The organism is Arthrobacter sp. MYb213 (assembly GCF_002979915.1).
GTDB lineage: Bacteria > Actinomycetota > Actinomycetes > Actinomycetales > Micrococcaceae > Glutamicibacter.
The window spans coordinates 15,793-39,965 of the sequence record NZ_PCQA01000006.1; the positions used below are offsets into that span (position 1 = coordinate 15,793).

The window sequence follows — 24,173 nt, forward strand, 5'->3', positions numbered from 1 at the left end:
ATCAATACCGAGTTCCATGGGCGCGACAAAAACCGATCAAGCTAAAGTGTCGGTGCACTAGCTTAGGATGTTTATCAGGTTCAAGAGCCGTAGTCGTAAGTACCTGGCTGACTACGCGGCAACCCTCCTCCATCAGTGGGGTGCCCCAGGGGAAGAACCGGTCCGCGGTGAACATTCGAGGACAAGTTGATGAAAGGAACCACCATGTCTAATTCAGAGCTAATTGACGCATATGGATTGCCACAAACCGAGCTAGCAGCTAAAAATTCCAGGCTGGCCTGGGAGCGCCGGTGGACCGCGGTGCTACTAGAGCACAACTACACTCCGGCGGGACCCTACGACAATAAGTTTTCCCAGTTTATGGGTCTGAACAGTGTCAGTCGCGGTTTGCTTCATGGAACCTCGGCACTGCGTTCTGAGCTCTGGCGCGACTATGCGCAGCGGTGGGAAAAAGTTGGGGTGAACCCAGAATTGTTCGCCTTGATTCTTTCGCTGCTGCCAGGTGCGGTGGACACCGCCTTGCAAGACGCTACGGATCTGGCCAGTGAGTTCGCACTGCATGACCGGCTGCGAACACTGAATATCGACGGCGGGCTGTGGGGTTCAGACAGCCAACAGCTGATCCCCGAACAGTGGTCCGACTTCGCATATCTGGTTCAGAAGGTCGGTCCGACCCGTGCGTTGAGGCGTTTCCTCAACACCGGCGGCGACCAGAAATAGCTACGTAAGACGTTAACCCAAAACTTGATGCCCGGCACTATGTGCCGGGCATCAAATTCTGACCAGTATTTAGCGCAGCACTACGGTGCGGTTGCCCCAGAGGAACACGCGTCCTTCACAGTGCCACTTCACCGCATTGGACAGCGCCTTGGCCTCGGTATCGCGCCCGGCGATCACCAAATCTTCGGCGGTGTAGGTGTGGTCCACCTCTTGGACCTGCTGGGCAATAATCGGTCCCTCGTCCAGTTCTGCGTTCACGTAGTGCGCCGTAGCACCCACGGTTTTCACTCCGCGGTCCCAAGCCTGGTGATACGGCTTGGCTCCCTTAAAGGAAGGCAGGAAGGAGTGGTGGATGTTAATGGTGCGCCCCGAAAGCTTGGTGGATAGCTCGTCAGAGAAGATCTGCATATAGCGTGCGAGCACCACCAGTTCGGTGCCGGTCGCGTCGATGATCTCTTCCAACTTCGCTTCGGCTTCAGGCTTGGTGTCCTTAGTAACCGGGATGTGGTGGAAAGGTACCTTGTGCCATTCCACCAGCGAACGGTGATCCGGGTGGTTTGAGACCACACCAACGATGTCAATAGGCAGCGATCCGGTGTGCGCCCGGTGCAACAGGTCGTTGAGGCAGTGCTCAAATTTAGAGACCATGATGAGCACCTGGGTTCGTTGTCCGCGCTCACGTAGCTGCCATTCCATCTGGCGCTCTGCGGCGATCGGCCCAAATTCTTCGCGCATCTTTTCCAGCAGCCCAGGGACGTCGTCCCCGGCGAAGTCCACACGCATGAAAAGGCGCTGGGAGGACATATCGTCATACTGTTTCAGCTCAACGATGGTGCGTTCGTGTTCTACTAAAAAGCCGGTGACATCGTGTGCGATGCCCATGCCCTCGGGGCACTGCAACGTTAGTACGTGTCGGATCTGGTCGCCCATCAAGGTCCTTCCATGGTTCGTCATTGAAACCTAGTGCAAGCAACTATTGGGTCGGCCCAGCGTGTGGACCGACCCAACGGTTGCAACCATTCTCCCAAGCGGGCTTGGGAGGTGGTGGTCGTTCTGTGGCTAGATTACCGGTTCCGAAGCAAACTCGTTCATTGCGTCGACCAGCCAATGCACCACATGCTCGGTGAATGATGCGCGTGGCATCAGGTACCAACCATTTTCGGTGGTGCGCCAGAGCAAGATGGGCACGTTAGCCAGCGTGGTGGTGATGGCTTGGTTGACCGCAAAACTGCGTGGGTGCAGGTCTGCCGGGCAACTCTTGCGGAGCACCAAGGATGCTGCCTGCCCGGTGAGCTCAAGCACCGTACGGTTTGCCGACAGGTCGGTGACTTGGCCTTCATGCTCAGCCAAGGCAGCTTCCAAGGTGGGGCTCAGATCTTCGCCGGCGGCGTTGAAGACCGAAAATTCATCCGGTCCCAACCAGAGCACCGCGGTGCCTGACACCTCTCCGGCTACCTGGCCTACCTTTTCCGGCAAGCCCACACCGGTAGCCTGTGCCAACGCTTGATGGCCAGCACTGCCCGGAACCGCACGCAGCGAGACTTGGGTAGCGAAAGCAATCTCGCGTAATGCGACGGCACGTGCTCCGGTAACGGTGGCTGCGGCCATGAGCTGGTCGAGGTGCGCTGCCGGTGAGCGGCGTAGCTCGGTGGTTGATTCGATAACACTGTGCTTAGCCATCTCGGCGGCTGCCTTCCGGATCGTAGAGGACGGTTTCTGAGACCACCACGTCGACCAGCTGGCCGCCGTATGGGGTTTTGAGCACTTCGCCGATGCGATTGCGCCCGTTCTTGATCAGTGCCAGGCCAAAGGTGCGGCCCAGTGCTGGGGAGTTGTAGGAGCTGGTGACCCAGCCTTCCATCGGGGTGATCCCGTTTTCGCTCAGCGCCTGCGCGGACACGAGGGCCGCGCCTTCTGGCAATCGCAGGGACTTGTCCACCGGCAACACGGAGACCAACTGCTTGCGGTCCTCGCGCTGATTATCTTGGCGGCTAAAGGAACGATTACCAATGAAGTCCTTGAGCTTGGAAACAACCCATTCCATGCCGGCATCCTGCGGGGTCACCGTGCCGTCGGTGTCCTGCCCGACGATGATGAAACCCTTCTCGGCGCGCAGCACGTGCATGGTTTCGGTGCCGTACGGGGTGATGTTGAATTCCTGACCGGCGGCGTACACCGCTTCCCAGGTGCGCAATCCGTACCAGCTTGGCACCGCGATTTCGAAGGCTAATTCACCGGAGAAGGAGATTCGGCTGACCCGGGCCGGGGTGCCGTTCTCCAAGGTGGTGTCCACAAAGGCCATGAATTTGAATGCCTCGTTGGAGACGTCCAGGTTCGGGGCCAGCTTGGCGATCACCTTGCGGGAGTTCGGGCCAACCACCGCAACGGTGGCCAGTTGCTCGGTGACCGAGGTGAAGACGACATCTAGTTCAGGCCATTCGGTCTGCGCCCATTCTTCCATCCAGTCCAGCACGTCTGCGGCGCCACCGGTGGTGGTGTGCAGCAAGAAACGGTCCTCGGCCAGACGCAGGGTCACCCCGTCGTCGAAGATCATGCCGTCGGCCTTGCACATGACACCGTAGCGGCCCATGCCAACCTTCAGCTTGGAGTAGCCGTTGGTGTAGATGCGGTTGAGGAATTCTGCTGCGTCCTTGCCCCGGATCTCAATTTTGCCCAGTGTGCTGGCGTCGAGCATGCCCACCGATTCGCGTACCGCGGCGCATTCACGGTACACCGCTTCATCCATGGTTTCACCGGCCTGTGGGTAGTACCAGGGGCGCTTCCACTGACCCACATCTTCAAATTCTGCGCCCTGGTCAAGGTGCCAGGAGTGCATCGCGGTGATGCGAGCAGGGTCGAGCAGTTGACCGCGGTTACGCCCGGCAAGTGCCACGAAGGACACCGGGGTGTAGGGGGCGCGGAAGGTGGTGGTGCCGATTTCTGCAGGGTTTTCGATACCTAGTACCGCGGCGATCACGCCGATCGCTGCCACGCCGGAGGTTTTGCCCTGGTCGTTAGCGGTGGAGATCGAGGTGTAACGCTTCACGTGTTCTACCGAGCGCATGCCGGCCCCGGTGGAGCGCAGCACCTCGGCGACGGTCTGGTCGCGTTGCAGGTCCACGAAGTGGAATTTGTAGTGCACCGCGTCTTCGCCGTGGCGTGAGGCGATCAGCCACACCGGGCGGGTTTCACCGAGTGTTTCCTCGATGGCTTGGGGAATACGCGCGACGGTGTCAAAACCTGCTTTGCTAGCTGCCGCCGCACCGGCGCTGGCACCGGTAGATAGTGCGCCGGCGGTATCGAAGCGTCCGGTGAGTGAACCGGCTAGGTGCTGGTTAGCCACCGCGGTATCCGGGAGGAAGGCGTGCACGGTGGTATCCCAGACGAGCTTGCCCTGACGCTGGGAGTGCAGGTGCACTACCGGGTTGAAGCCGCCGGAAATCGCTAGGGTATCGGCTTCGAAGCGGGTAGCCTCACCGATGTTGTTCTGTGCATCCAGGCTTGCCACCCAGGCGGCGGACAGTTCGCCGTTACTTCCGGCGTCGGTGTCCACGATGACCGATCCGGTGAGCACTCGCACGCCGGCGCCAACCGCTTCCGCGGCGGCAACCGAGACGTTTTCACGGGCATCGATGACCGCAACCACCGAACCGCTGGAAGCCAACTCGGTCACCAGTGGGTATACCGAGTCATTGGTGGTGGCCACCAAGATCTGCTGGCCAACCCGGACACCGTAACGGTTCAGGTAGGAACGCACCGAACCGGCAAGCATAATGCCTGGGCGGTCGTTGTTCTCAAAGACCATCGGGCGTTCGTGTGCGCCGGTGGCGAGCACGATTTGGCCTGCGCGAATATGCCAGACGCGTTCACGTGACACACCGTCGGCGGCAGCCGCATCGAGGTGTGCGGTACGGCGCTGCACGGCGATCACGTAGTTCGCATCATAGCTACCCAGTACGGTGGTGTGCTGCAGGTGAGTGGTCTCTTCGGCCGCCGCTAGTTCTGCGGTGGTCTGCACAACCCAGTCCCGAGCATCCATGCCGTCGATCCGCTCATCAGCCGCATCAAGTAACCGGCCGCCGGCTTCGTGACGCTCGTCGAGCAGCATCACTCGGGCTCCGCTACGCGATGCTTCGCGGGCTGCGGCTAGGCCGGCCGGGCCTGAGCCCACAACGAGCACATCGGTGTGCACATGTACGTGGTCGTAGTAGGCCTCATCCTTGCGTGGATCCATGGTGCCCAAGCCAGACAGTGTGCGGGCGCTGAGCCCATTAACCGCGGTGACCACGGGAGCTGCCAGCATCGATTCGCCGACGTCCTTGGCGTGACGGGCGTTCACGTGGACCAGCGCGTTTGGCTCTTCCACCCCAGCTGCAAAGATGCCACGTGGGCGCTTGAGGTAGAGCGAGTCCCCCACCCGGCGGATGCCGGAGGCGAGCATGGCGCTAGCTAGGCTGTCACCACGTAGCGCTGCCAGTGGCTGTTCGTTGAGGGTGACGTCGAGTTTTTCCTCGAAGTTCACTCGGGCGCCGGCAGCCTGCGCGGCGTCCAAGCGGTATGAACCGGTGTTGCTCATCGGGTGCCTCCGTCGGTGCTTTGTAGTGCCGGGCGTTCTTCGCCGGCTCGGTAAATGGCTTTGAATTCATAGGTGACGGTGTCGCGCAGGGCGTTGAACCACTTGCGGCAACCCATTGCGTGAACCCACCGTTCGGCGTTGATGCCCTTGGGATTCTTGCGGTAGAACAGGAACTGAGCCCATTCCTTATCGCTGAGCGCATGGGGGTCCGCCGGGTAGGCGACGTGCGCCTGTCCCCCGAACTTAAATTCTGTTTCATTGCGTGGCCCGCAGTTTGGGCAGTCAATCAGCATCATGAGTTGGTTCCCCTATTCTTAGTGGGCCACGGCTGCGGCGCCGTGTTCGTCGATGAGGTGGCCGGTTTCGAAGCGTTCCAGCGCGAACGGTGCGTTCAGCTTGTGTGGCTCGTCGTTGGCGATGGTGTGAGCGAAGGTCCAACCGGCACCCGGGGTGCCCTTGAACCCGCCGGTGCCCCAACCGCAGTTGACGTAGAGGTTCTCAACCGGGGTCTTGGAAATAATCGGCGAGGCATCCATGGTGGTGTCCACAATGCCGCCCCAGGTGCGTAGTACGTGGGCTCGGGCGAAGATCGGGAAGAGCTCGACGGAAGCTGCCATCTGCTCTTCGATCACGTGGAACGCGCCGCGCTGGCCGTAACCGTTGTAGGAGTCGATGCCCGCACCCATAACTAGTTCTCCCTTATGTGCTTGGGAAACGTAGACGTGAATGTGGTTGGACATGACCACCGTAGGGTGGACCGGTTCGAAGAGTTCGGAGACCAGTGCCTGCAGTGGGTGGGACTGGATCGGAAGATCCACGCCGGCCATCTCTGCCACCACCGAGGAGTGGCCTGCACTGGCCAAGGCGACCTTGCCGGCCAGGATGGTGCCACGGTTGGTTTTCACCCCGGTGACCTTATTGCCGTCCTTGATAATTCCAGTGACTTCACAGTTCTGGATCAGGTCTACGCCCATCTCGTTGCATTTACGAGCGAAGGCCCAAGCCACGTGGTCGTGCTTGGCAATGCCCGCACGTGGCTGCCAGGTGGCACCCATGACCGGGTAACGGATATCGTCACTGGTATTGATGATCGGGCAAGCTTCCTTGACCTGATCTGGGGTCAGCCATTCGGCGTCGACACCGTTGAGCTGGTTCGCTTCAACCCGGCGCACCGACTCGCGGACGTCTCCGAGGGTGTGGGCCAAATTCATTACTCCGCGCTGGGAGAAGAGGAAGTCGTACTCCAGCTCTTCGGGTAGCTGCTCCCAGAGCTTCAGAGAGTGCTCGTAAATACCTGCCGATTCATCCCACAGGTAGTTCGAACGAATGATGGTGGTGTTGCGGGCCATGTTGCCGCCAGCCAGCCAGCCTTTTTCCAACACGGCAATGTTGGTCATGCCGTGGTTCTTGGCTAGGTAGTAAGCGGTGGCCAGTCCATGTCCGCCACCGCCAACAATCACAGCGTCATAGGATTTTTTCGGGTCCGGATTGTTCCAGAGGAATTCTGGGTGTTCAGGTAGCAAGTCAGCCATGATTATTCTCCGATCTTCGGCAGATTTGGGTAGAGCGGGTGAGCGTCAGCCAGAGCGGTGACGCGAGATTTGAGGGCCGGAAGTGCGGCGGTATTGCCATCAGCGCCAGCAATCAAGGTCTGCGCAATAATCTCCGCAACCTCAACAAACGCAGCCTCAGAAAAACCACGAGTCGCCAACGCCGGAGTACCAATACGCAAACCCGAAGTAGTCATCGGCGGACGAGGATCAAACGGCACCGAATTACGATTCACCGTAATCTCCACCTGAGCCAACAAATCCTCACCCTGCTGACCATCAAGCTCCGAGTTACGCAGATCAACCAACACCAGGTGCACATCAGTACCACCGGTCAACACACTAATACCCTTAGCCGCAACATCCGCCTGAGTCAGACGCTCAGCAAGAATCTTTGCACCAGCCAAGGTGCGCTCCTGGCGCTCCTTAAACTCCGGAGTACCAGCAATCTTGAACGCCACAGCCTTACCAGCGATCACATGCTCCAACGGACCACCCTGCTGACCAGGGAACACCGCAGAATTCAACTTCTTCGCAATATCCGCATCATTGGACAAGATAATGCCGCCACGAGGACCAGCAAGAGTCTTATGCGTAGTGGAAGTGACCACATGCGCATGTGGTACTGGCGAAGGATGCAACCCTGCTGCGACCAGACCAGCGAAGTGCGCCATATCCACGAACAAGTACGCGCCGACCTTGTCAGCGATCTCGCGGAAGCGCTTGAAGTCCAACTGGCGTGGGTAAGCAGACCAACCAGCAACGATCATCTTCGGCTGGTGCTCCACTGCGAGGCGTTCCACCTCATCCATGTCCACCTCATAGGTGTTCTCATCCACACCATAAGGAACGATGTTGAACAAGCGCCCCGAGAAGTTCAGCTTCATCCCGTGAGTCAAGTGACCACCATGAGCCAGGTTCAAACCCAGCACGGTATCGCCCGGACGGACCAATGCGTGATACACCGACGCGTTAGCCTGGGCACCGGAGTGAGGCTGCACGTTAGCGAACTTCGCACCAAACAGGTCCTTCAGACGCTCAATAGCCAACGTCTCAACAACGTCAACTTCCTCGCAGCCGCCGTAGTAACGGCGGCCTGGGTAACCCTCGGCATACTTATTAGTCAGTACCGAACCTTGGGCCTGCATTACTGCCTGCGCCGTGTGGTTCTCCGAAGCGATCATTTCCAGACCACGCTGCTGACGAGCCAACTCGGCATCGATACGCTGCGCAATCTCAGGATCTAAGGTCCCAAGGTCCTCGGTCAGCGATGTCGCTGCAAGAGAGGTAGCTAAAGTCATGACTCATTCCTAAATGTATGAATTGCCGACAACTGATATATCAATCTGCTTCTCACTGTATGATGGAAGTCACAGCCCGGTCAATGAGTTAGTCGAAATTACTTCGACAGGTAACAAACGGACAGAATAAAGCAAAGGCAGCAGACACGTAATGACCACGACAGCACAGCTCGTTAGCAGTAGTGAATCTCTGGCCGAACGCGCATACCTTGTCCTTCGTGATCGTCTGATCATGATGGACATCGCCCCTGGCGAACCCATCAATGAGGGGCAACTAGTTGATGAACTGGGCATCGGACGCACGCCACTTCGCGAGGCGCTCAAGCGGCTAGAAGTAGATCACCTGGTGCAGTCTTACCCGCGACGAGGCACCTTTGCGACCCGAGTGGACATCACCGAATTGGCCGCCATTACCGAAGTTCGCAAGGCGTTAGAGCCACTCGCTGCGCAGAAAGCTGCGAATCTTCGCGGCGGAATCGTTCGCGCCGAAATACAAACAACAGTTGATGCCGTCGGATCATTGGGTTCACACACCGCGCGCCGAGAACTCATGGAAAACGATCTTGAAGTACACCGACTCATCTACCGCGCGGCCGGCAACCACCATCTAGAAGAGACGCTGATCCGTCTAGACAATCTGGCTACAAGAATTTGGTGCATGGCACTTGATCGTTTGCCGACGGTAGAAGAACATATTTCAGAACACGCTAGCTTGCTTCAGGTAATCCTGGATGGGGATGCGCACGCAGCTAAAGAGTTAGCACTGGAGCACATCGTGCATTTTGAAGAGTCGGTGCGCGCGGTTCTCTAAAGAGCGAATCTCCAACTCCCCAAGGGACTCACCTCCATGAGGTGGGTCCCTTGCCGTTTGTGACCACCCGCCTCAGCGTGCACAGTGAGAAGCGCTGATCCCGGCCGCGCAGCCATGCCGACCCAGTGGACCTTAGTCTTATTGCCTAAAAGCTTGACTGTGACCGACGCCACTGTCATGATTCATTGCAACAGTGTTGCAGGTAACGCAACCATCACTCCGGAATAAGACCACACACGCCTCGCTGGCACTACCTGTGCTCCACGGGCCTAGGAGATCTCAATGCATTCAGTATTCATCGACGAAATTGATGCCCAAACTTACGCCGAGCACGTGGCCCGAGCCGGATCGACAATTATCATCCCTGCGGGAGCCACCGAACAACACGGCCCCCACATGCCACTAGGCGTCGACGCGATGCTTTCACGGTCTATTGCCGGCGCCGTCGCCGAGAAGACCGGCGCACTTGTCGCGCCGGCACTGAGTTACGGATACAAATCTCAGCCGCGTTCCGGTGGTGGAAACCATCGCATTGGAACCACCAGCCTCGGCGGAAATTCGCTCAGCCAAATGGTTGATGATGTGGTCGCCTCATTTATCGCCCAGGGGTTCGAGAACGTTGTCATCCTTAACGGCCACTTCGAAAACTACCAATTCATCTACGAGGGCCTAGACAATGCGGTCGCTCGAAGCAGGGCCTCCGGCTCCTCAGCTCGCGCAGTCCTTCTTTCCTATTGGGACTTCGTCGATGAGGACACGCTTTCCAAGGTTTTCCCCGACGGGTTCCTCGGATGGGATATAGAGCACGGCGGAATTCTAGAAACTTCGCTCATGCTGTTACTGCATCCAACGTTGGTCAACATGGATCGAGTCATCGATCATCCCCCTGCACAACTAACCACCTACGATGTCTTCCCCGAAGATCCCTCGCGTACCCCACCCAGTGGCTGCCTCTCATCTGCTAAAGGTGCCACCGCCGAACGTGGTGAATTGCTTTTCACGACGGTGACCACGCAGGTTGCCGATGCGCTCAAGAGCGAATTGTTGCTTGGCGATATCACCTTGGAGGTGAACTAACATGTCATTGGACAAAGCAACTCCCCAAGGCGTCGATAACGCCAAGTCCCAGGAAGAGCCGGTAGAACTTCCACGTTTCATGGGACGGCATATTCCGCCGATAGATCGTTTACTGATCCGGGTTATTCCACCGGTACTCATCGTTGCCGTCATGATCTGGGTACTTGGTAACCCAGAGGCTGCTTCCGCCACAATCTCGAAGATGCGCACTTTTGTGACCGGTAAATTTACCTGGCTATTCGTCCTCTACTCGGTATTTACGGTTGGCGTATGCGTCTGGTTATCCGTCAGTCGCGTAGGAAAGATTCGCCTTGGCGGACCCAAAGCAAAACCACAGCACAGCAAATTCGCCTGGTATTCAATGCTCTTCGCCTGCGGACAGGGAATTGGACTGATCTTCTGGTCAGTTGCCGAACCAATCATGTTGCGCGATGAAAATCCCGTCATCCCCGCGGGAGCCAACGGTGGCGGAGAAGAAGGCGCCATCGTATGGACCTACTTCCACTGGGGTCTGACCGCTTGGGCGATGTACTGTGCGGTGGCCGTATGCCTGGCCTACTCACACCACAACCTAGGTAAGACTCTGACTTTCCGTGAGGCTACGGTTGACATTCTTCCGCGATGGTCCCGCCGCGGGGCCGGTGTTGTGGTCGAGCTACTGGCGATTATCGCCACGGTACTTGGCCTGGCAACATCCTTCGGCTTTGCGGCCATGCAATTCTCTTCGGGGCTCTCTTCCTTTACCGGGCTGAGCGCTAGCCCCATGATGTGGTTCATGGTGATCTTGATCTTCGCCGGCATCACCTCCATCTCCGCCATCGTTGGAATCAATAAAGGCATGGCAAGAATTAGTGGGCTGAACTCAATTTTGAGTATTGTCTTGCTCGCCGCCGTGCTGATCTTCGGACCGTCGCTGTACATTATCTCGAATATGTCGCAGACCTTTGGAAGCTTCTTCACGAACTTTGCAAGTATGAGTTTGTGGACCGATTCAGGCCTGGCAGCGACCACCATAGATAGCTGGCAAGATAGCTGGAATGGCTGGTGGACGGTATTTATCTGGTGCTGGGTCATCGCGTTCTCACCATTCGTTGCCGGCTTCATTGCCCGAATTTCGCGCGGCCGCACCATCCGCGAATTCGTCCTGGGCGTCACCATCATCCCTTCTTTGATCGTCATGGTCTGGGTAGCCATCATTGGCTCGGCTGCCATCTACTACGATGACCAGTCCAACCGCTCAATTAGTGATGCGGTAGCAGCGGATACTTCCTCAGGATTATTCGTCATGCTCGATTCGGTGCCGGTTATCGGCACCATCTTGCTAGTGATTGCCACGATCTTGGTTGCCACCTATTACGTCACCTCGCTGGACTCCGGAATTTATGCACTGAGCGAGTTCGTCTCCGCACCGGGTAAATCAGGCCCTGTCTTCCGCGTAGTCCTGGTACTTTCCGTGGCGACGGTGACCACCGTGTTGCTGACCATGGGAGGAACTGCGGTAGTCGATACCGTGCAAACCGGAACGATCATCGGCGCGTTCCCGTTCTCCTTCGTGATCATCTTGATGATCATCAACTTGATTCGCCGGCTACTTAAACGCGACAAGGCGATCAGGCAACTAGAGAAGGACATTAACAATCCAGATCCGTCCCTGGTCTTTGTCCCGGATCCCGATGGTGAGGGGGCAATCCGCAAGACGGATCAGCATCCCGAAGCACAGTCCTAGTACTTCGACACCCAAATAGATGAAGGCCGTGGCGCTTGAAAAACCGAGCTCCACGGCCTTTGTCGGCTTAGTTCATTTTGAACTCGCAGCAATATTTCACTAAATCGACCTCACCTCTTGACAGTGAGCTGAGACACACATAATCTATTTGCAACGGCGTTGCAGTCAGCGCAACACGTATATTCTTCTCCGGCGATTCCCATGAATCCTCGCAATCCTTCTGATTGGGCCGGCTTCCCTTGACACTTCATTTACTCCAAGGAGCCAACACCATGACCGCCTCAAACATCGCCACTAACGTTTCTGAACTGGCACGCCTGAAGACCCTACACAACGGCGTGAAGCAGCAGCTCACTTTCTCGGACGCAGAGTTCGAGCGTCGCTTGTCCGGCCTGCGCCGGATCATGGCAGCAAAGTCCCTAGACGCTGTCATCCTGACCAGCTACCACGGCATCAAGTACTACTCGGATTTCCTGTACACCACCTTCGGTCGTAACTACGCACTGGTGGTCACCCAGTCCAACTCCACCACCGTCACCGCGAATATCGACGCCGGCATGCCATGGCGCACCAGCTACGGCGAGAACATCGTGTACACCGACTGGAAGCGTGACAACTTCTTCTACGGACTGCAGGAAGCACTGAAGCGCGACGGGGTGAAGGCATCACGCATCGGCGTGGAAGATGACTTCCTGCCAGGCCTGACCCGTCAGCAGATCCAGGCAACCTTTGACGGTGCCACCCTGGTTGATGTCTCGCAGGACGCTATGCGCCAGCGCATGATCAAGTCGTCCGAGGAAATCGAGGTCATCAAGCATGGTGCGCGCATCGGTGACCTCGGCGGTGAAGCCATCAAGGCTGCGATCCGCGAGGGTATCTCCGAATATGAGGTCGCACTGATCGGTACCGAAGCTATGGTGCATGAGATCGCTAAGACCTTCCCGCACCGCGAAGTGCGCGACACCTGGGTCTGGTTCCAGTCCGGCATCAACACCGACGGCGCCCACAACTGGGCCACCACCCGCAAGCTTGAGCGCGGCGACATCCTCTCACTGAACTGCTTCCCCATGACCAGTGGCTACTACACCGCGTTGGAGCGCACCTTGTTCCTCGGTGAACCAGATGCACGCAGCTTGGAATTGTGGAACGTCAACGTCGAGGTGCACAAGCGTGGTCTGGAACTGATCAAGCCGGGTGCAGTGTGCAAGGACATCGCCGCGGAGCTGAATGAAATCTTCATCGGCCACGGCCTGCTGCCTAACCGCACCTTCGGTTACGGACACTCCTTCGGCGTTCTCTCGCACTACTACGGCCGCGAAGCCGGACTGGAACTGCGCGAAGACATCGACACCGTGTTGGAGCCAGGCATGGTCGTTTCAATGGAACCAATGATCACCGTCGCCGACGGCGAGCCAGGTGCCGGCGGTTACCGCGAGCACGACATCTTGGTCATCGGCGAAGACGGCGGAGTCGAGAACATCACCAAGTTCGGCTTCGGTCCGGAAAACAACATCATCGACGCGTAACCGCGTGCGGTAGCCGTGGGGTGGGTCTGGTGTCTTCGACCCACCCCACGGGCATTCTTTTAGTAGTCTCGCAGCAAGCACGGGCGCTGCCCCAAAGTCCTTACGCCCCAGACGTTTGGACACTCCGTATCCCTTCAGCGGCAACGTAGCCAAGAGCCCGAGCCGCTTCCCTTACCGAGGCGATTTCTGATGACCCAGCCCAATGAATTGACATCATCGACAACACCGGCAGCCCTGAATAAAGGTGCATCAGCAGCCGACACCATAGATCCTCAAATCCGACGCAAGGTCGTAGCGGCCAGCTTCATCGGAAACTTTGTGGAATGGTTCGACTACGCGGCCTACGGGTATCTGGCAGTAACCATCGCAGCAGTGTTCTTCCCCGAGTCGGCCCCTCAAACAGCGTTACTACTGACTTTTGGCTTGTTCGCTATTTCCTTCTTAGTCCGCCCACTGGGCGGGTTCGTCTGGGGCCACATCGGTGACCGTATTGGTCGACGCGAGGCACTGAGCTGGTCAATCCTACTGATGTCTGGCGCGACCTTCGCAATTGCACTGTTGCCTGGATATCTCACCATAGGCGTTGCAGCTCCCCTGCTGTTGCTTGCGTTGCGACTGATCCAAGGCTTCTCTGCTTCTGGCGAATATGCCGGAGCTTCCGCTTTCCTCGTCGAATATGCTCCAGCCAACCGCCGCGGACTTTATGCGGCTGTTGTACCCGCGAGTACGGCGGCAGGGTTGCTTCTAGGCTCACTCATGGCAGCATTGCTTACCGGACTTTTGGATCCGGAACAGATGCAGAGTTGGGGTTGGCGCATCCCGTTCTTGCTGGCCGCACCAATGGGTCTGATTGGCCGCTACATACGAACCAAGCTAGAAGATTCGCCGGTATTCCTAGAACTTTCTGAGGATGAGAGCGCGTCAAAGACTCCAGTTTCTTCGCTTTTCCGTAACCACTGGAAACAGCTTCTCCTAGCCGCTGGCGCAGTTCTTCTTAATGCGGTGGGGTTCTACGTCATTCTCAGCTACATGCCCACCTATCTTTCCCAAGAGCTGGGCCTAGCTAGCTCTTTGGCCTATCTCGCCACGACGGTAGCGTTGGCAACCTATATCGGATTCATCTTTATCACCGGGATGTTATCTGACCGTTTTGGTAGGCGTCGTGTACTCATGACTGCATCGGTTCTTTTCATCCTGTTTACGGTTCCGGCATTTATGTTGCTCGAAACGGAAAACTTCGCGATGATCCTGCTCGTGCAAGTTCTACTGGGAGCGATGTTGACGCTCAATGACGGAACTTTGCCAAGCTTCCTCGCAGAGATGTTCCCAACCCGTGTCCGCTACTCGGGATTCGCAGTCTCTTTCAATCTATCCAATGCACTGTTTGGTGGCACCGCTCCATTTGTCGCAACTTTGCTCATCGCTACCTCCGGTAGCGTGCTCGCGCCGGGCTGGTATTTGATGGCCGCAGCTATCGTGTCACTCGTTGCAGTTGCGCTCTCCGTCGAAACCAGTAAGAAGCCGCTGACCTAGAAATTCTTGCGACTAGGATAAACAGGAACGCCACCGGTCAGTAAAGAAGGAAATAATGACTGCATCACAAGACACCGAAGACGACATGCCACGCGGGGAACAAGAGCGAACCGCCGATAATCGCGGCGCTTCGGTCATCGTTAATGTCATCGATGTGTTGCGATGCTTCACCGTCGAGCGGCAACTAGTAGGTGTCACCGAAATCGCGGCCGAAGTGGGACTACACAAATCAAGCGTGTCGCGGATTCTTGCCACCTTGGTGCAAGAACGGGTGGTGGAGCGTGATGAGCCGACACGTAAGTTCCGACTTGGGCTCGGCTTGATCGCTATTGCCGGACCGCTTCTAGCCAATCTGAATGTGCGTCAAGCCGCTTACCCACCGCTGAAATACTTGGCCGAGAAAACCCAGGAGACCGCGGTACTCAACATTTGGGACGGCAATGAATCCGTCTCGGTAGAACAGATCCCTTCTCCTCGACCGGTCAAACACACCTCTGCGATGGGAAGTCGGTACGACACCGGGTTGAGCGCCACAGTCCAATTATTCTTAGCCTACGAATCCCCCGAGCGTACGCGCGAGCTAATCGCGTCGGGAAATATTCAACTGCCCGAGCAACTCGGTGCTGAGCAATTCCTCGAACGTATCAGTGTGGCTCGTACTCAGGGCTACGCGGTGAACTACGGCGAAACTTCTACCGAAGAGGTCGGCGTCGCGGCTCCGGTCTTTGATCATCGCGGAAACTTGGTGGCCTGCGTACTTATCGCCGCTCCGTTCTATCGAATCACTCCTAAGATTCTTGAGGAACTCATCGACTCGTGTGTAAAAACCGCACAGAAAATTTCCTTGCGCATGGGCTACGCACATCAGCCTGCCTAGCGCCTGCCAAACCGGGAGAACAGCAATGCTTGAGAAACGTGATGCCCACGGCTTCACCTACCGCTTACACGAGGGTAGCCAAATGGTGATGCACCATCATTTTGCTGGCCAGACCGGGATGCCAGTTGCAATTCAAACGTGGGTCATCCCGCCCGGTGGTTTTGAAGGTTCGCACCAACACGGCGAAGACGCACAGTTGGTCGAGTTTTATCAGGTTCTGGAAGGTACCGGACGCATGCACGTTGGCGCACAGACCTACGAGGTAGGTCCTGGAGATTCGGTGCTCGCTGGCCCCCAAGACGTACATGAGCTGATAAATACCGGCAACACCGACCTTCGGGTACTGGTGGTGTGGGGCCCGCCGGGCGAAACAGACTTATCGCCCTACGGGTCCCACCAGATTTCACAGCGACTGCGTGCTGAACTACCCGAATAATTACTGGGCGGGAATTCGGTTGTGCAATTCCTTCACGATGGCCTCATGCAGGCTCTTGAGCTCATCGTTGCTTAGCGTTGAGGGGTCTAAGAGGTCCCCTGATTGCTCACCTTCTTGTTCGGATCCCGAGTTCTGCCCGGCGTCGGAGGAGCACCGAAGCTTCTCACCTGCTGCGGTCAATAAGCATGAAGATCCGTCGGCGTTCAGCTGGACACGATAATTTACGTTCTGCTTCTGACCGATACTCGCATGCCACACCCCTTCGCCACCCGGAACGATCTCCATAACGGTCATACCGGTGGCCCAATCGCTGAGTGAGGAATAGTCGGCCTTGATCTTGTCTGCGGTCGCCGCATTTGATTGCCGAGGAGTTTTTAGCGTGTGCAGCGTGACGTTCGCGTTGCTTCCGGCGCTGACTTGCGAGCTATCCAAGACCGCCACCTGATCGATGGTGCGTGAGGAAGCACGAGAGGTAAAGGGTGAGAAGAAACCGTAGTGTTGCTCCCCGTAGCTCAGACTGAAGTTTGAGTGACTACCCAAATTTGTGTCGTCTTCATCCTTGGGCTCATCGGTAATGCCTGTGGACTTCAAAATTTTGGTGGTCCACCAATTTCCGTTCAGTGTCTCCAATGACTTGTTCACGCGTCGTGATTGCGAAATTGAGATGGCAGGACCAGGTAGTTCCCCGGTAGCCACATCCTTCCTATATTCCAAGGCATTGGTTTTTCCGTCATAGATCACCACTCCTGCAGGAACATCATAAGGAGCTAACCAATTGGTGAGCTTGGTGACCGGAACGACGATTTGCGGGCTCCCCGCTTCGCAGTATGCCCAGACATCGTCTTTTTTGGCGATGAGCCCACTGTCGATTGAAGCAATGGCCCGCGTCAGGCTATTGCCGAAGATACCGTCTATCCGTTTATTAGCTTCGGGATTAAAATCGCAACGTTCGCCTTTAGCCTGTCCGGTGAGCGCGAGTTTCTGCACGATGGCAGTCTCATATCCGGGGCGGAAAATCCCGCGACGTTCGACAAGAGTCGAGTAGCTGTTATCCCCTGCCAAATAGGTGGTTCCGCTAATGTCACCCACGGTGCCGGAGCTATTGGACGATGCTTGGCGTTCAGCAACTAGATAAGGTGCACGCAGTCCGGTCTGCGGAAGCAGCTCTTCTTCGGGCGCAACTTCTTTCACCGAATCGCGTAAGGCAACCTGCGAAGACCAATTCGCGGCGAACGCCACCGGAATAGCCAACAGCGCAATGACCACCCCGAGCTTCAGAAGCCATTTTTTCGTCCCAAGGCCAATCAGGATCAGCAAAATGCCGACCGCGGCTAGGGCTAGTTTCAGTCCACCGCCGAAGATGATCCCGGTGAACAACCTCGCCCTGGTCAGCGGGTCCAATAGTGGAAGGGCCAAGATGGCCAGGACAATAATGCCGAAGAGCAGCGACAGTGCGCGTTTCACTGAAAATATTCCTTACGACTGGACAAAAGAAGTGTCTCAGCAATAGTTCCACAAGCCACAGCGCAAACGGTAATGTGCTAACTCTTTAATAAAAGCAGTTCCGCCCGCAACTAAAGGTTGCGGGCGACTGCATTTAGAGATCGGTTAAGTCCACCGACTGATCGGTGAGCCGCTCGTGACCAATGCTCCGACCAAGCAACCCACGCAGGGTGTCGTTCACATCCCAAATATTCACGTTCATCGCCGCGGTGACCTTGCCTTCGCTCAACCAGAAAACAATGAACTCCCCCGTCTCGGTATCGCCGCGAACCACGCTGATATCCTCGGGTGCTGAATAGCCCACGTATTCCATACCCAGATCAAATTGATCGGTAAAGAAATACGGCGCCCAATCATAATTTTGGTCTTGGCCGAGAAGGGTTGCGGCGGCAAGTTTGCCCTGCCGGATCGCGTTATCCCAGTGTTCTACCCGAAGCTGGCGACGCAGGGAGGTATTGAAGGCTTCGGCGATATCCCCAATGGCTAAGATCTTTGGATCAGAACTGCGCAATGAAGCATCAACGATTACCCCACGCTCCGTTTTAAGTCCTGCTTCGTGGGCTAGCTCGATATTAGGTACTGCTCCAATGGCTAGCAACACCACATCGGCGCGACTAGTTCCGGCGCTACTGACCACTTCCAGATGACCATCGGTTTCTTGGATCGAATCAACTCGAGTAGCAGTGCGCACATCTACCCCATTACGTTGATGCAATTCGAGCAGGTGATGTCCGAACCGGTCGCCAAAAACCTTGGCTAGCGGAACCTCGTCCGGGGAATATACGGTGACTCGTGCACCACGCGAACGTGCGCTGGCGGCTACTTCCATACCAATCCAGCCCGAACCGATTACCGCTAGTTGGGTATCTTCGCTCAAGGTTTCGCGTAGTGCCTTAGCTTGTTCCACGGTACGCAACAGGTGGACACCGGGCAGATCATGGCCTTCGAAAGGCTGCTTTCCACCAAGATTTGGGCGGGCTCCGGTGGCCAAAACCAGTTGGTCATAGTCCACGGTGCTTCCATCGCTCAGGCTTACCTGCTGGTTTTCGCGGTCTATTTTTTCGGCACGTACCCCGAGGTGTAATTGCACGTTGTGCTCTTGGTACCACGACGCCGGATTGACCGTAAAGTCCTCAAGCTTGTCGTTGCCTTGCAAGTACCCCTTAGATAGCGGAGGTCTTTCATAAGGAAGTTCTTGTTCCTGGCCGATCAGCGAAATCGTTCCCGTATGCCCTTGCTCGCGCAGTTCATTCACGGTCGTAGCGGCGGCAAGGCCCCCACCAACGATGACTATTGAATCCTGTCCCATTGAACACCCCTTAGCTTCTGTCAGTGGTCAATAGCTCGCCCCTGACAGTGATTAGTGCTGTCACCTCGATCTTCACACCCGGATGCCACTGTTGGCAAGATCAGTCCATCTCAGGTGCCCCAAATGACAAAACCGGCGAACCGCGCGCTCAATGCGCGCAGCTCGCCGGTTGGGCAGGGCCTACCCCTTCGGGGTGTTACTGTTCGTCACCTCGTTTACGGAATGTCTTGGCGCCGTTTTCATCGCGGCGGCCAAAAACTCCCTTGGTACGCGAAACCCGGTAGTCGATGCGGTCATCAACGTAGCGGCGAAGTTCTGGCTGATCCTCCAAGGTGCCCCAGAGCTCGTCGGAGATGTGTTCGGTAACCCGATCCAACCTGACCTTCTGCTCACTGAGCTCTAGCGCGCGGTTTTCGTAGCGCAGTCCCTTAATCGTGGCCACCGCCATCAAAATCAAGATGATGCTGAATGGCAATGCCGTGGCCAGAGAGCCAGCTTGCAGTGTCTGGAGACCACCGGCGATCAACAAGGCCGCGGCCAGAACGCCTTCAAGCGCCGCCCACAAAATTCGTGACCAAGTTGGCGGGTTCGGGTGTCCGCCGGAGGCGAGCATATCGACGACCAACGAGCCGGAGTCTGAAGAAGTAATGAAGAAGATTGCGACCAAGATGATTGCCATGACGGACAAGATTGTTCCGAACGGCAGATCCCCCAAAATCTGGAACAAGGATCCTTCGGCGGAGACTGCGCCGTCCTGAACCATGTCGCCGGCTCCAAAGAACTGGCGGAACAGACCTGATCCGCCCATTACGGAGAACCAAAGGAACCCCACAATGGTCGGTACCAGCAGCACTCCGGTGACGAACTGACGCACGGTGCGTCCGCGTGAAATACGGGCGATGAAGATACCGACGAATGGGGCCCAGGCGATCCACCAACCCCAGTAGAAGACCGTCCAGCTGGAGAACCAGGTTTGCGATTCTTCGCCCTGCTGGAATGCTCCTACGTCGAAGGTCATGCTCATTAAGTTAGCTAGGTACACGCCGAAGGACTGGACGAAGTTCTGGAACAAGAACAAAGTTGGGCCCAGCAACAGCACACTAATCATCAGCAAGCCTGCCATGGATAGATTGATATTCGACAGCCACTTGATGCCTGCACCAAGACCACTGACCACGCTCATGGTGGCCAGGAATGTGATGACCACGATCAATATGACAAGCAGCGTATTATCTACCGAATCCACCAACCCTATGGCTTTCATACCCGAGCTGATCTGTTGCACGCCCAAACCCAGTGAGGTGGCCACACCGAAGACGGTGCCAAAAATGGCAAGCACATCGATTACATCGCCCAGCCAGCCCTTGACCCGATCGCCGAGCAACGGTTCCAGTGCCCAACGGATGGAGACCGGACGGCCACGACGGTGGATTGCATAGGCTAAGGCGAGCCCGATGACCGCGTAGATGGCCCAAGGATGCAGTCCCCAGTGAATGAAGGTCTGAGCCATGGCCAGTCCCGCGAGTTCTGATTCGGTGCCTTCCCAACCTGGTTTGGGGTCCACGGTTGCGTACATCAGCGGTTCCCCGACACCGTAAAACACCAGACCAATGCCCATGCCGGCGGCGAAGAGCATAGCGAACCAGCTGAACAGACCGTATTCGGGCTTCTCACCATCGTTGCCTAAGGTAATCCGTCCTAGTTTGGAGAATCCGATTGCGATCACCAGCGCCACGAAGCCACCGACGATCAACATGTAGTACCAGCCCAGATTCGTCACAATCCAGTTCTGGACCGCATTGAAGACTGTATCGGCCACGTTAGGAAAGATTATGGCGAAGGCCGCCACGGCGACAATTACGATCAGTGCTGGCCAGAAAACCGCCGGGGCGATCCCACCCTTGCCCAGACGCACACCTTGTCGGCGGAGCTTAGCCGTAATTTCTGCGTCGGTATCATCCTCCGCAATATGCATGTGCACCGGGATCGGCGCAGTGTGTGGTGAGTCCTCCAGCGGCTCGTCCATGCCTTGCACATCATTCGTTCCGGGAGGTTCAACCTCGTCTATATTCTTTGTCATCCTCATCATTCCCTCGCTACGACTGCTGCACTTATTTCAATACCCTTGCCTGCATCCGATGCAGAAACAAGGGGCTTCTTGGTACTTAGGTCCCATCGACGGCACCGGATTCGCTGAACCGGCAGATACTTTACTTACCGACTCACAGGCTCGTATGCATTACATCAGATCTCCATCCTACTGATCCCAAGTGAAAGATGACTTGGCGCTTTGTTAATATTCGGAATCAGGGGCGGCCATCTTCTCACCTTCCACGGTACGCAATTTCAGCGCCGCCCACACACCTTTCGACGAATTTGAACATCAGAATATTGAGCATAAATTTATTCAACTGCTCGATGCGATCCGCGATATATGGTCCAGCAAACGGACGCGATTCTCCGGCCCATGGCGGCTACACGTTGCTGCGAAGGAAGACCGAAAATTTCCAAACTAAAACATGGTGGCGCAGACCCAATGGCCGGTACAGTGCTAAGTACCCACAGCTTCGGCAATGGTTTTTGCGGTAGTTCCTCGGAGCTGGAAGATGACCCGATCTCGAAGGAGTCGACCATGTTCACCCCAGAGGTTCCTTTTCTCCGTTCTGGTGCCACTGCTATCCCCGGCCGTTACGTGCTGGTCTTTGATTCGCCCGAGCACCTCGATTCACCGTCTATGAGAATCCGTACGTTGACCGAAGATGTGCCACAGATCCTCGAATCCCAAGGTTATGGTGTCACCGAATACTTCCCACGTCTTGGTATCGCCGTGGTGAGCAGCGAAAATGATCAGCTTGACGAATTTCAGGCGCGTTGTACCAGTGAGCGGATGCCAGCGCGGGTGGTTCCGGAGATGATTTACTACGCGTTGACTGACCAGCCGGTAGCACCGTTGCCAACGACTTATGAAGACACCGACAAGTTCACCTGGGGCTTGCAGGCAGTACGCGCAGCCGATTCCAAATACACCGGCGCCGGTATCAAGGTTGCCGTGTTGGACACCGGATTCGATTTGGCTCACCCAGATTTTGCCGAACGCACGGTGGTCTCTAAGTCTTTTGTTGATGGCGAGGATGCTCAGGATGGGCATGGCCACGGTACCCACTGCATAGGTACCTCTTGTGGCCCGCGCACCGTGGCGGATGGCCGCGGTTATGGCGTGGCCTCGGGTGCAGAAATCTACGCTGGCAAAGTGCTCGGGTCCAATGGGTCCGGTTCCGACGCGACTATTCTGGCAGGAATCGATTGGGCTCTGGAAAACGAATGCCAAGTCATCTCAATGTCTCTTGGCGCCGATGTGCAGCAAGTTCACCCTCCCTATGTGACCGCCGGGCGCCGAGCCTTGGAACTTGGTTCACTGATTATCGCGGCGGCAGGTAATAACGCCCAGCGTTCCCAAGGCAATCCGGGATTCGTCGGGGCCCCGGCAAACAGTCCCTATATTATGGCCGTCGGCGCCTTGGACAACACCTTAGACATCGCAGATTTTTCTGCTCGTACTCTGCCCGGTCGTGGTGGCCAGGTCGATACTTCCGGTCCTGGCGTGAACATTTACTCTTCGTGGCCGGGAGCCGAACGCTACAACACCATCAGTGGCACTTCGATGGCTACTCCACATGTGGCAGGCATTGCCGCGCTGCTCGCAGAAGCTACCGGCTTCCGCGCCCGCGAGCTCTGGGCCGAGCTGGTTCAGGAAGGCCGTCGCTTGGAGTTATTCTCCGTGGACGTGGGCTCCGGGCTCACCCAAGCACCTCCACCAGCCGCGGACGCAGGAGCCTAACCATGAATCAGGCCTCACCGGATTCGGTATCGCATACCTATATCGTGACGGTCACCGCGACCTACACCGCCCAGATGGCGCAAGTAGTCAGCTCGCTTGAATCCTCAGGACTGCGGGTAAATAAAGTGCTCAATACTTTGGGCCAGGTGATCGGGCACGGCAATGAACAGTTGCGCGGCCAGCTCGAACAAATCGAAGGAGTGCAGTCGGTAGATGAGGATAAAGTTTATCGTCTGCCTTCCCCCAAAGACCCACTACAGTAGGCATTGACCTGAGCATTTCCAGCATGACGCGCACCGGTGGTGCGCGTCGCTGAGTTGCGCTTCAGGGCAAGTCAAGGCCACCTTGCACCTGCATGAAAGTCCTAGACGTGGACGCGGATCGGTGCTGAACTAAGAGCTATGAGACAGTACAACATTGGCTATTTTGTCGGTTCGCTAGCCACGAAATCCATCAACCGTACGTTGTCCAAGGCCCTGATCAAATTGGCCCCGGAAAACCTGAGCTTCACCGAGATCCCGATTAAGGATCTACCGCTGTACAGCTACGACTATGACGAAGATTTCCCTGCCGTAGGTAAGGAACTCAAAAGCGCCATCGAAGCTTCAGACGGGCTGCTCTTCATTTCCCCAGAATACAATCGCTCCATTCCAGGCGCATTGAAAAATGCTATCGATTGGGCGTCACGTCCATGGGGTACAAATTCGTTCGCCGGTAAACCCAGCGGACTTGTCGGTGCCTCCATGGGAGCCATTGGCACCGCCGTCATGCAGTCCTCAATGCGTAGCGTGCTCAGTTTCTTGGATTCACCTCAGCTGAACTCCCCCGAGGTCTATCTAGCCTTTAATCAAGAAGACTTTGATGTTGAAGGCAATGTACTGAATAAATCCACCTCGGATTTTTTGAAGCACTATATGGGTGAGTATGCCGGGTTCGTAGCCCGCGTGCTCGATGCAAATGCCGAAGGACATATCGGGGATCTCAATCCACAGCACGGATAAGTAGGTTCACCGCGAACCATGGGTTAGTCTACATCGGTAGTACGAGCAACGTGGATCCTTCTCTACCTGCTAGTCAAACCGTGCAGAGTCCAGCTTATCCAACGAACTCTTTTGAAAGATAGCGATCAGTGTTAGATCTGCTGAGCTTCAATCACGAGCTACTGGTGAAACGAGAAAATCCCAACATCACTCGCAAAAGTGATGCCGGGATTTTAATCTGTGGAGGTAAGGGGATTCGAACCCCTGACCTTCTGCATGCCATGCAGACGCGCTACCAACTGCGCCATACCCCCAGATGAAGGTTTGATTCCCGCGATCTTTTGGACCGGTGAACCGAGATATAACTCTACCGGAGCTTGTTGAAGAATTCCAAATCGGACCATAGAGAG

General features: G+C 56.5%; 20 protein-coding genes, 1 tRNA gene and 1 riboswitch. Of the genes, 11 read left to right on the forward strand and 10 right to left on the reverse strand.

Annotated features, from left to right (window positions below):
- Window positions 1-78 precede the first annotated feature (78 nt).
- Window positions 79-194: riboswitch (SAM riboswitch) on the forward strand.
- A 10-nt stretch (window positions 195-204) separates the two neighbouring features.
- Window positions 205-720 (forward strand): hypothetical protein, encoded by a 516-nt coding sequence (locus CQ011_RS13890; protein ID WP_105678316.1) that lies wholly within the window; start codon window positions 205-207, stop codon window positions 718-720.
- A 69-nt stretch (window positions 721-789) separates the two neighbouring features.
- Here CQ011_RS13890 and purU read toward each other — a convergent pair whose 3' ends face one another.
- The 6 genes from purU to glyA form a co-directional block, all read right to left on the reverse strand.
- Window positions 790-1,650, reverse strand: a complete 861-nt coding sequence (gene purU / locus CQ011_RS13895; protein WP_105678317.1) for a formyltetrahydrofolate deformylase — start codon at window positions 1,648-1,650, stop codon at window positions 790-792.
- 129 nt (window positions 1,651-1,779) lie between these two features.
- The gene (locus tag CQ011_RS13900; protein WP_105678318.1) at window positions 1,780-2,400 is read right to left on the reverse strand and encodes a sarcosine oxidase subunit gamma; all 621 of its coding nucleotides are present in this window, start codon (window positions 2,398-2,400) and stop codon (window positions 1,780-1,782) included.
- Entirely contained in the window at window positions 2,393-5,296 is a 2,904-nt protein-coding gene (locus tag CQ011_RS13905; protein ID WP_105678319.1) for a sarcosine oxidase subunit alpha family protein, read from the reverse strand. Before CQ011_RS13905 ends, CQ011_RS13900 begins: the two co-directional genes overlap by 8 nt.
- The gene (locus CQ011_RS13910) at window positions 5,293-5,592 is read right to left on the reverse strand and encodes a sarcosine oxidase subunit delta (protein WP_105678320.1); all 300 of its coding nucleotides are present in this window, start codon (window positions 5,590-5,592) and stop codon (window positions 5,293-5,295) included. Before CQ011_RS13910 ends, CQ011_RS13905 begins: the two co-directional genes overlap by 4 nt.
- An 18-nt stretch (window positions 5,593-5,610) precedes the next feature.
- On the reverse strand, window positions 5,611-6,828 hold the full coding sequence (locus tag CQ011_RS13915; protein ID WP_105678321.1) for a sarcosine oxidase subunit beta family protein: 1,218 nt from the start codon (window positions 6,826-6,828) through the stop codon (window positions 5,611-5,613).
- A 2-nt stretch (window positions 6,829-6,830) separates the two neighbouring features.
- The gene (glyA, locus tag CQ011_RS13920; RefSeq protein ID WP_105678322.1) at window positions 6,831-8,147 is read right to left on the reverse strand and encodes a serine hydroxymethyltransferase; all 1,317 of its coding nucleotides are present in this window, start codon (window positions 8,145-8,147) and stop codon (window positions 6,831-6,833) included.
- A gap of 151 nt (window positions 8,148-8,298) precedes the next feature.
- Between glyA and CQ011_RS13925 the strand changes: the two genes are divergently transcribed.
- From CQ011_RS13925 to CQ011_RS13960, 7 genes are all read left to right on the forward strand, one after another.
- On the forward strand, window positions 8,299-8,958 hold the full coding sequence (locus CQ011_RS13925; RefSeq protein WP_105678323.1) for a GntR family transcriptional regulator: 660 nt from the start codon (window positions 8,299-8,301) through the stop codon (window positions 8,956-8,958).
- Window positions 8,959-9,240: 282 nt separating this feature from the next.
- On the forward strand, window positions 9,241-10,035 hold the full coding sequence (locus CQ011_RS13935; RefSeq protein WP_105678325.1) for a creatininase: 795 nt from the start codon (window positions 9,241-9,243) through the stop codon (window positions 10,033-10,035).
- A 1-nt stretch (window position 10,036) separates the two neighbouring features.
- Window positions 10,037-11,761: a BCCT family transporter gene (locus tag CQ011_RS13940; protein WP_105678326.1), complete on the forward strand. Its 1,725-nt coding sequence runs from the start codon at window positions 10,037-10,039 to the stop codon at window positions 11,759-11,761.
- A 272-nt stretch (window positions 11,762-12,033) separates the two neighbouring features.
- Entirely contained in the window at window positions 12,034-13,287 is a 1,254-nt protein-coding gene (locus CQ011_RS13945) for an aminopeptidase P family protein (protein ID WP_105678327.1), read from the forward strand.
- A 189-nt stretch (window positions 13,288-13,476) separates the two neighbouring features.
- Entirely contained in the window at window positions 13,477-14,820 is a 1,344-nt protein-coding gene (locus CQ011_RS13950; RefSeq protein WP_105678328.1) for an MFS transporter, read from the forward strand.
- 55 nt (window positions 14,821-14,875) lie between these two features.
- The gene (locus tag CQ011_RS13955) at window positions 14,876-15,697 is read left to right on the forward strand and encodes an IclR family transcriptional regulator (RefSeq protein WP_286161206.1); all 822 of its coding nucleotides are present in this window, start codon (window positions 14,876-14,878) and stop codon (window positions 15,695-15,697) included.
- Window positions 15,698-15,722: 25 nt separating this feature from the next.
- Window positions 15,723-16,133 carry a cupin domain-containing protein gene (locus CQ011_RS13960; RefSeq protein WP_105678329.1) on the forward strand — a complete coding sequence of 137 codons (411 nt, stop codon included), beginning with the start codon at window positions 15,723-15,725 and terminating at the stop codon, window positions 16,131-16,133.
- On the opposite strand, the gene CQ011_RS13965 is transcribed toward CQ011_RS13960, so the two are convergent.
- The 3 genes from CQ011_RS13965 to CQ011_RS13975 form a co-directional block, all read right to left on the reverse strand.
- Window positions 16,134-17,597 carry a hypothetical protein gene (locus tag CQ011_RS13965; protein ID WP_286161207.1) on the reverse strand — a complete coding sequence of 488 codons (1,464 nt, stop codon included), beginning with the start codon at window positions 17,595-17,597 and terminating at the stop codon, window positions 16,134-16,136.
- A gap of 133 nt (window positions 17,598-17,730) precedes the next feature.
- A complete protein-coding gene (locus CQ011_RS13970) occupies window positions 17,731-18,945 on the reverse strand; it encodes an NAD(P)/FAD-dependent oxidoreductase (protein ID WP_105678330.1) in 1,215 nt (404 codons plus the stop codon).
- Between the two features lie 196 nt (window positions 18,946-19,141).
- Window positions 19,142-21,025: a BCCT family transporter gene (locus CQ011_RS13975; RefSeq protein ID WP_105678331.1), complete on the reverse strand. Its 1,884-nt coding sequence runs from the start codon at window positions 21,023-21,025 to the stop codon at window positions 19,142-19,144.
- Window positions 21,026-21,577: 552 nt separating this feature from the next.
- On the opposite strand from CQ011_RS13975, the gene CQ011_RS13980 reads away from it, so the two are divergent.
- From CQ011_RS13980 to CQ011_RS13990, 3 genes are all read left to right on the forward strand, one after another.
- Window positions 21,578-22,783, forward strand: coding sequence for a S8 family serine peptidase (locus CQ011_RS13980; RefSeq protein WP_105678522.1), 1,206 nt, complete (start codon window positions 21,578-21,580; stop codon window positions 22,781-22,783).
- Window positions 22,784-22,785: 2 nt separating this feature from the next.
- Complete coding sequence (locus CQ011_RS13985) at window positions 22,786-23,046, forward strand: hypothetical protein (RefSeq protein ID WP_105678332.1); 261 nt, start codon at window positions 22,786-22,788, stop codon at window positions 23,044-23,046.
- A gap of 138 nt (window positions 23,047-23,184) precedes the next feature.
- Window positions 23,185-23,784, forward strand: a complete 600-nt coding sequence (locus CQ011_RS13990; RefSeq protein ID WP_105678333.1) for an NADPH-dependent FMN reductase — start codon at window positions 23,185-23,187, stop codon at window positions 23,782-23,784.
- A gap of 220 nt (window positions 23,785-24,004) precedes the next feature.
- Here CQ011_RS13990 and CQ011_RS13995 read toward each other — a convergent pair.
- Window positions 24,005-24,077: transfer RNA gene (locus tag CQ011_RS13995), tRNA-Ala, on the reverse strand.
- Between the last annotated feature and the right edge of the window lie 96 nt (window positions 24,078-24,173).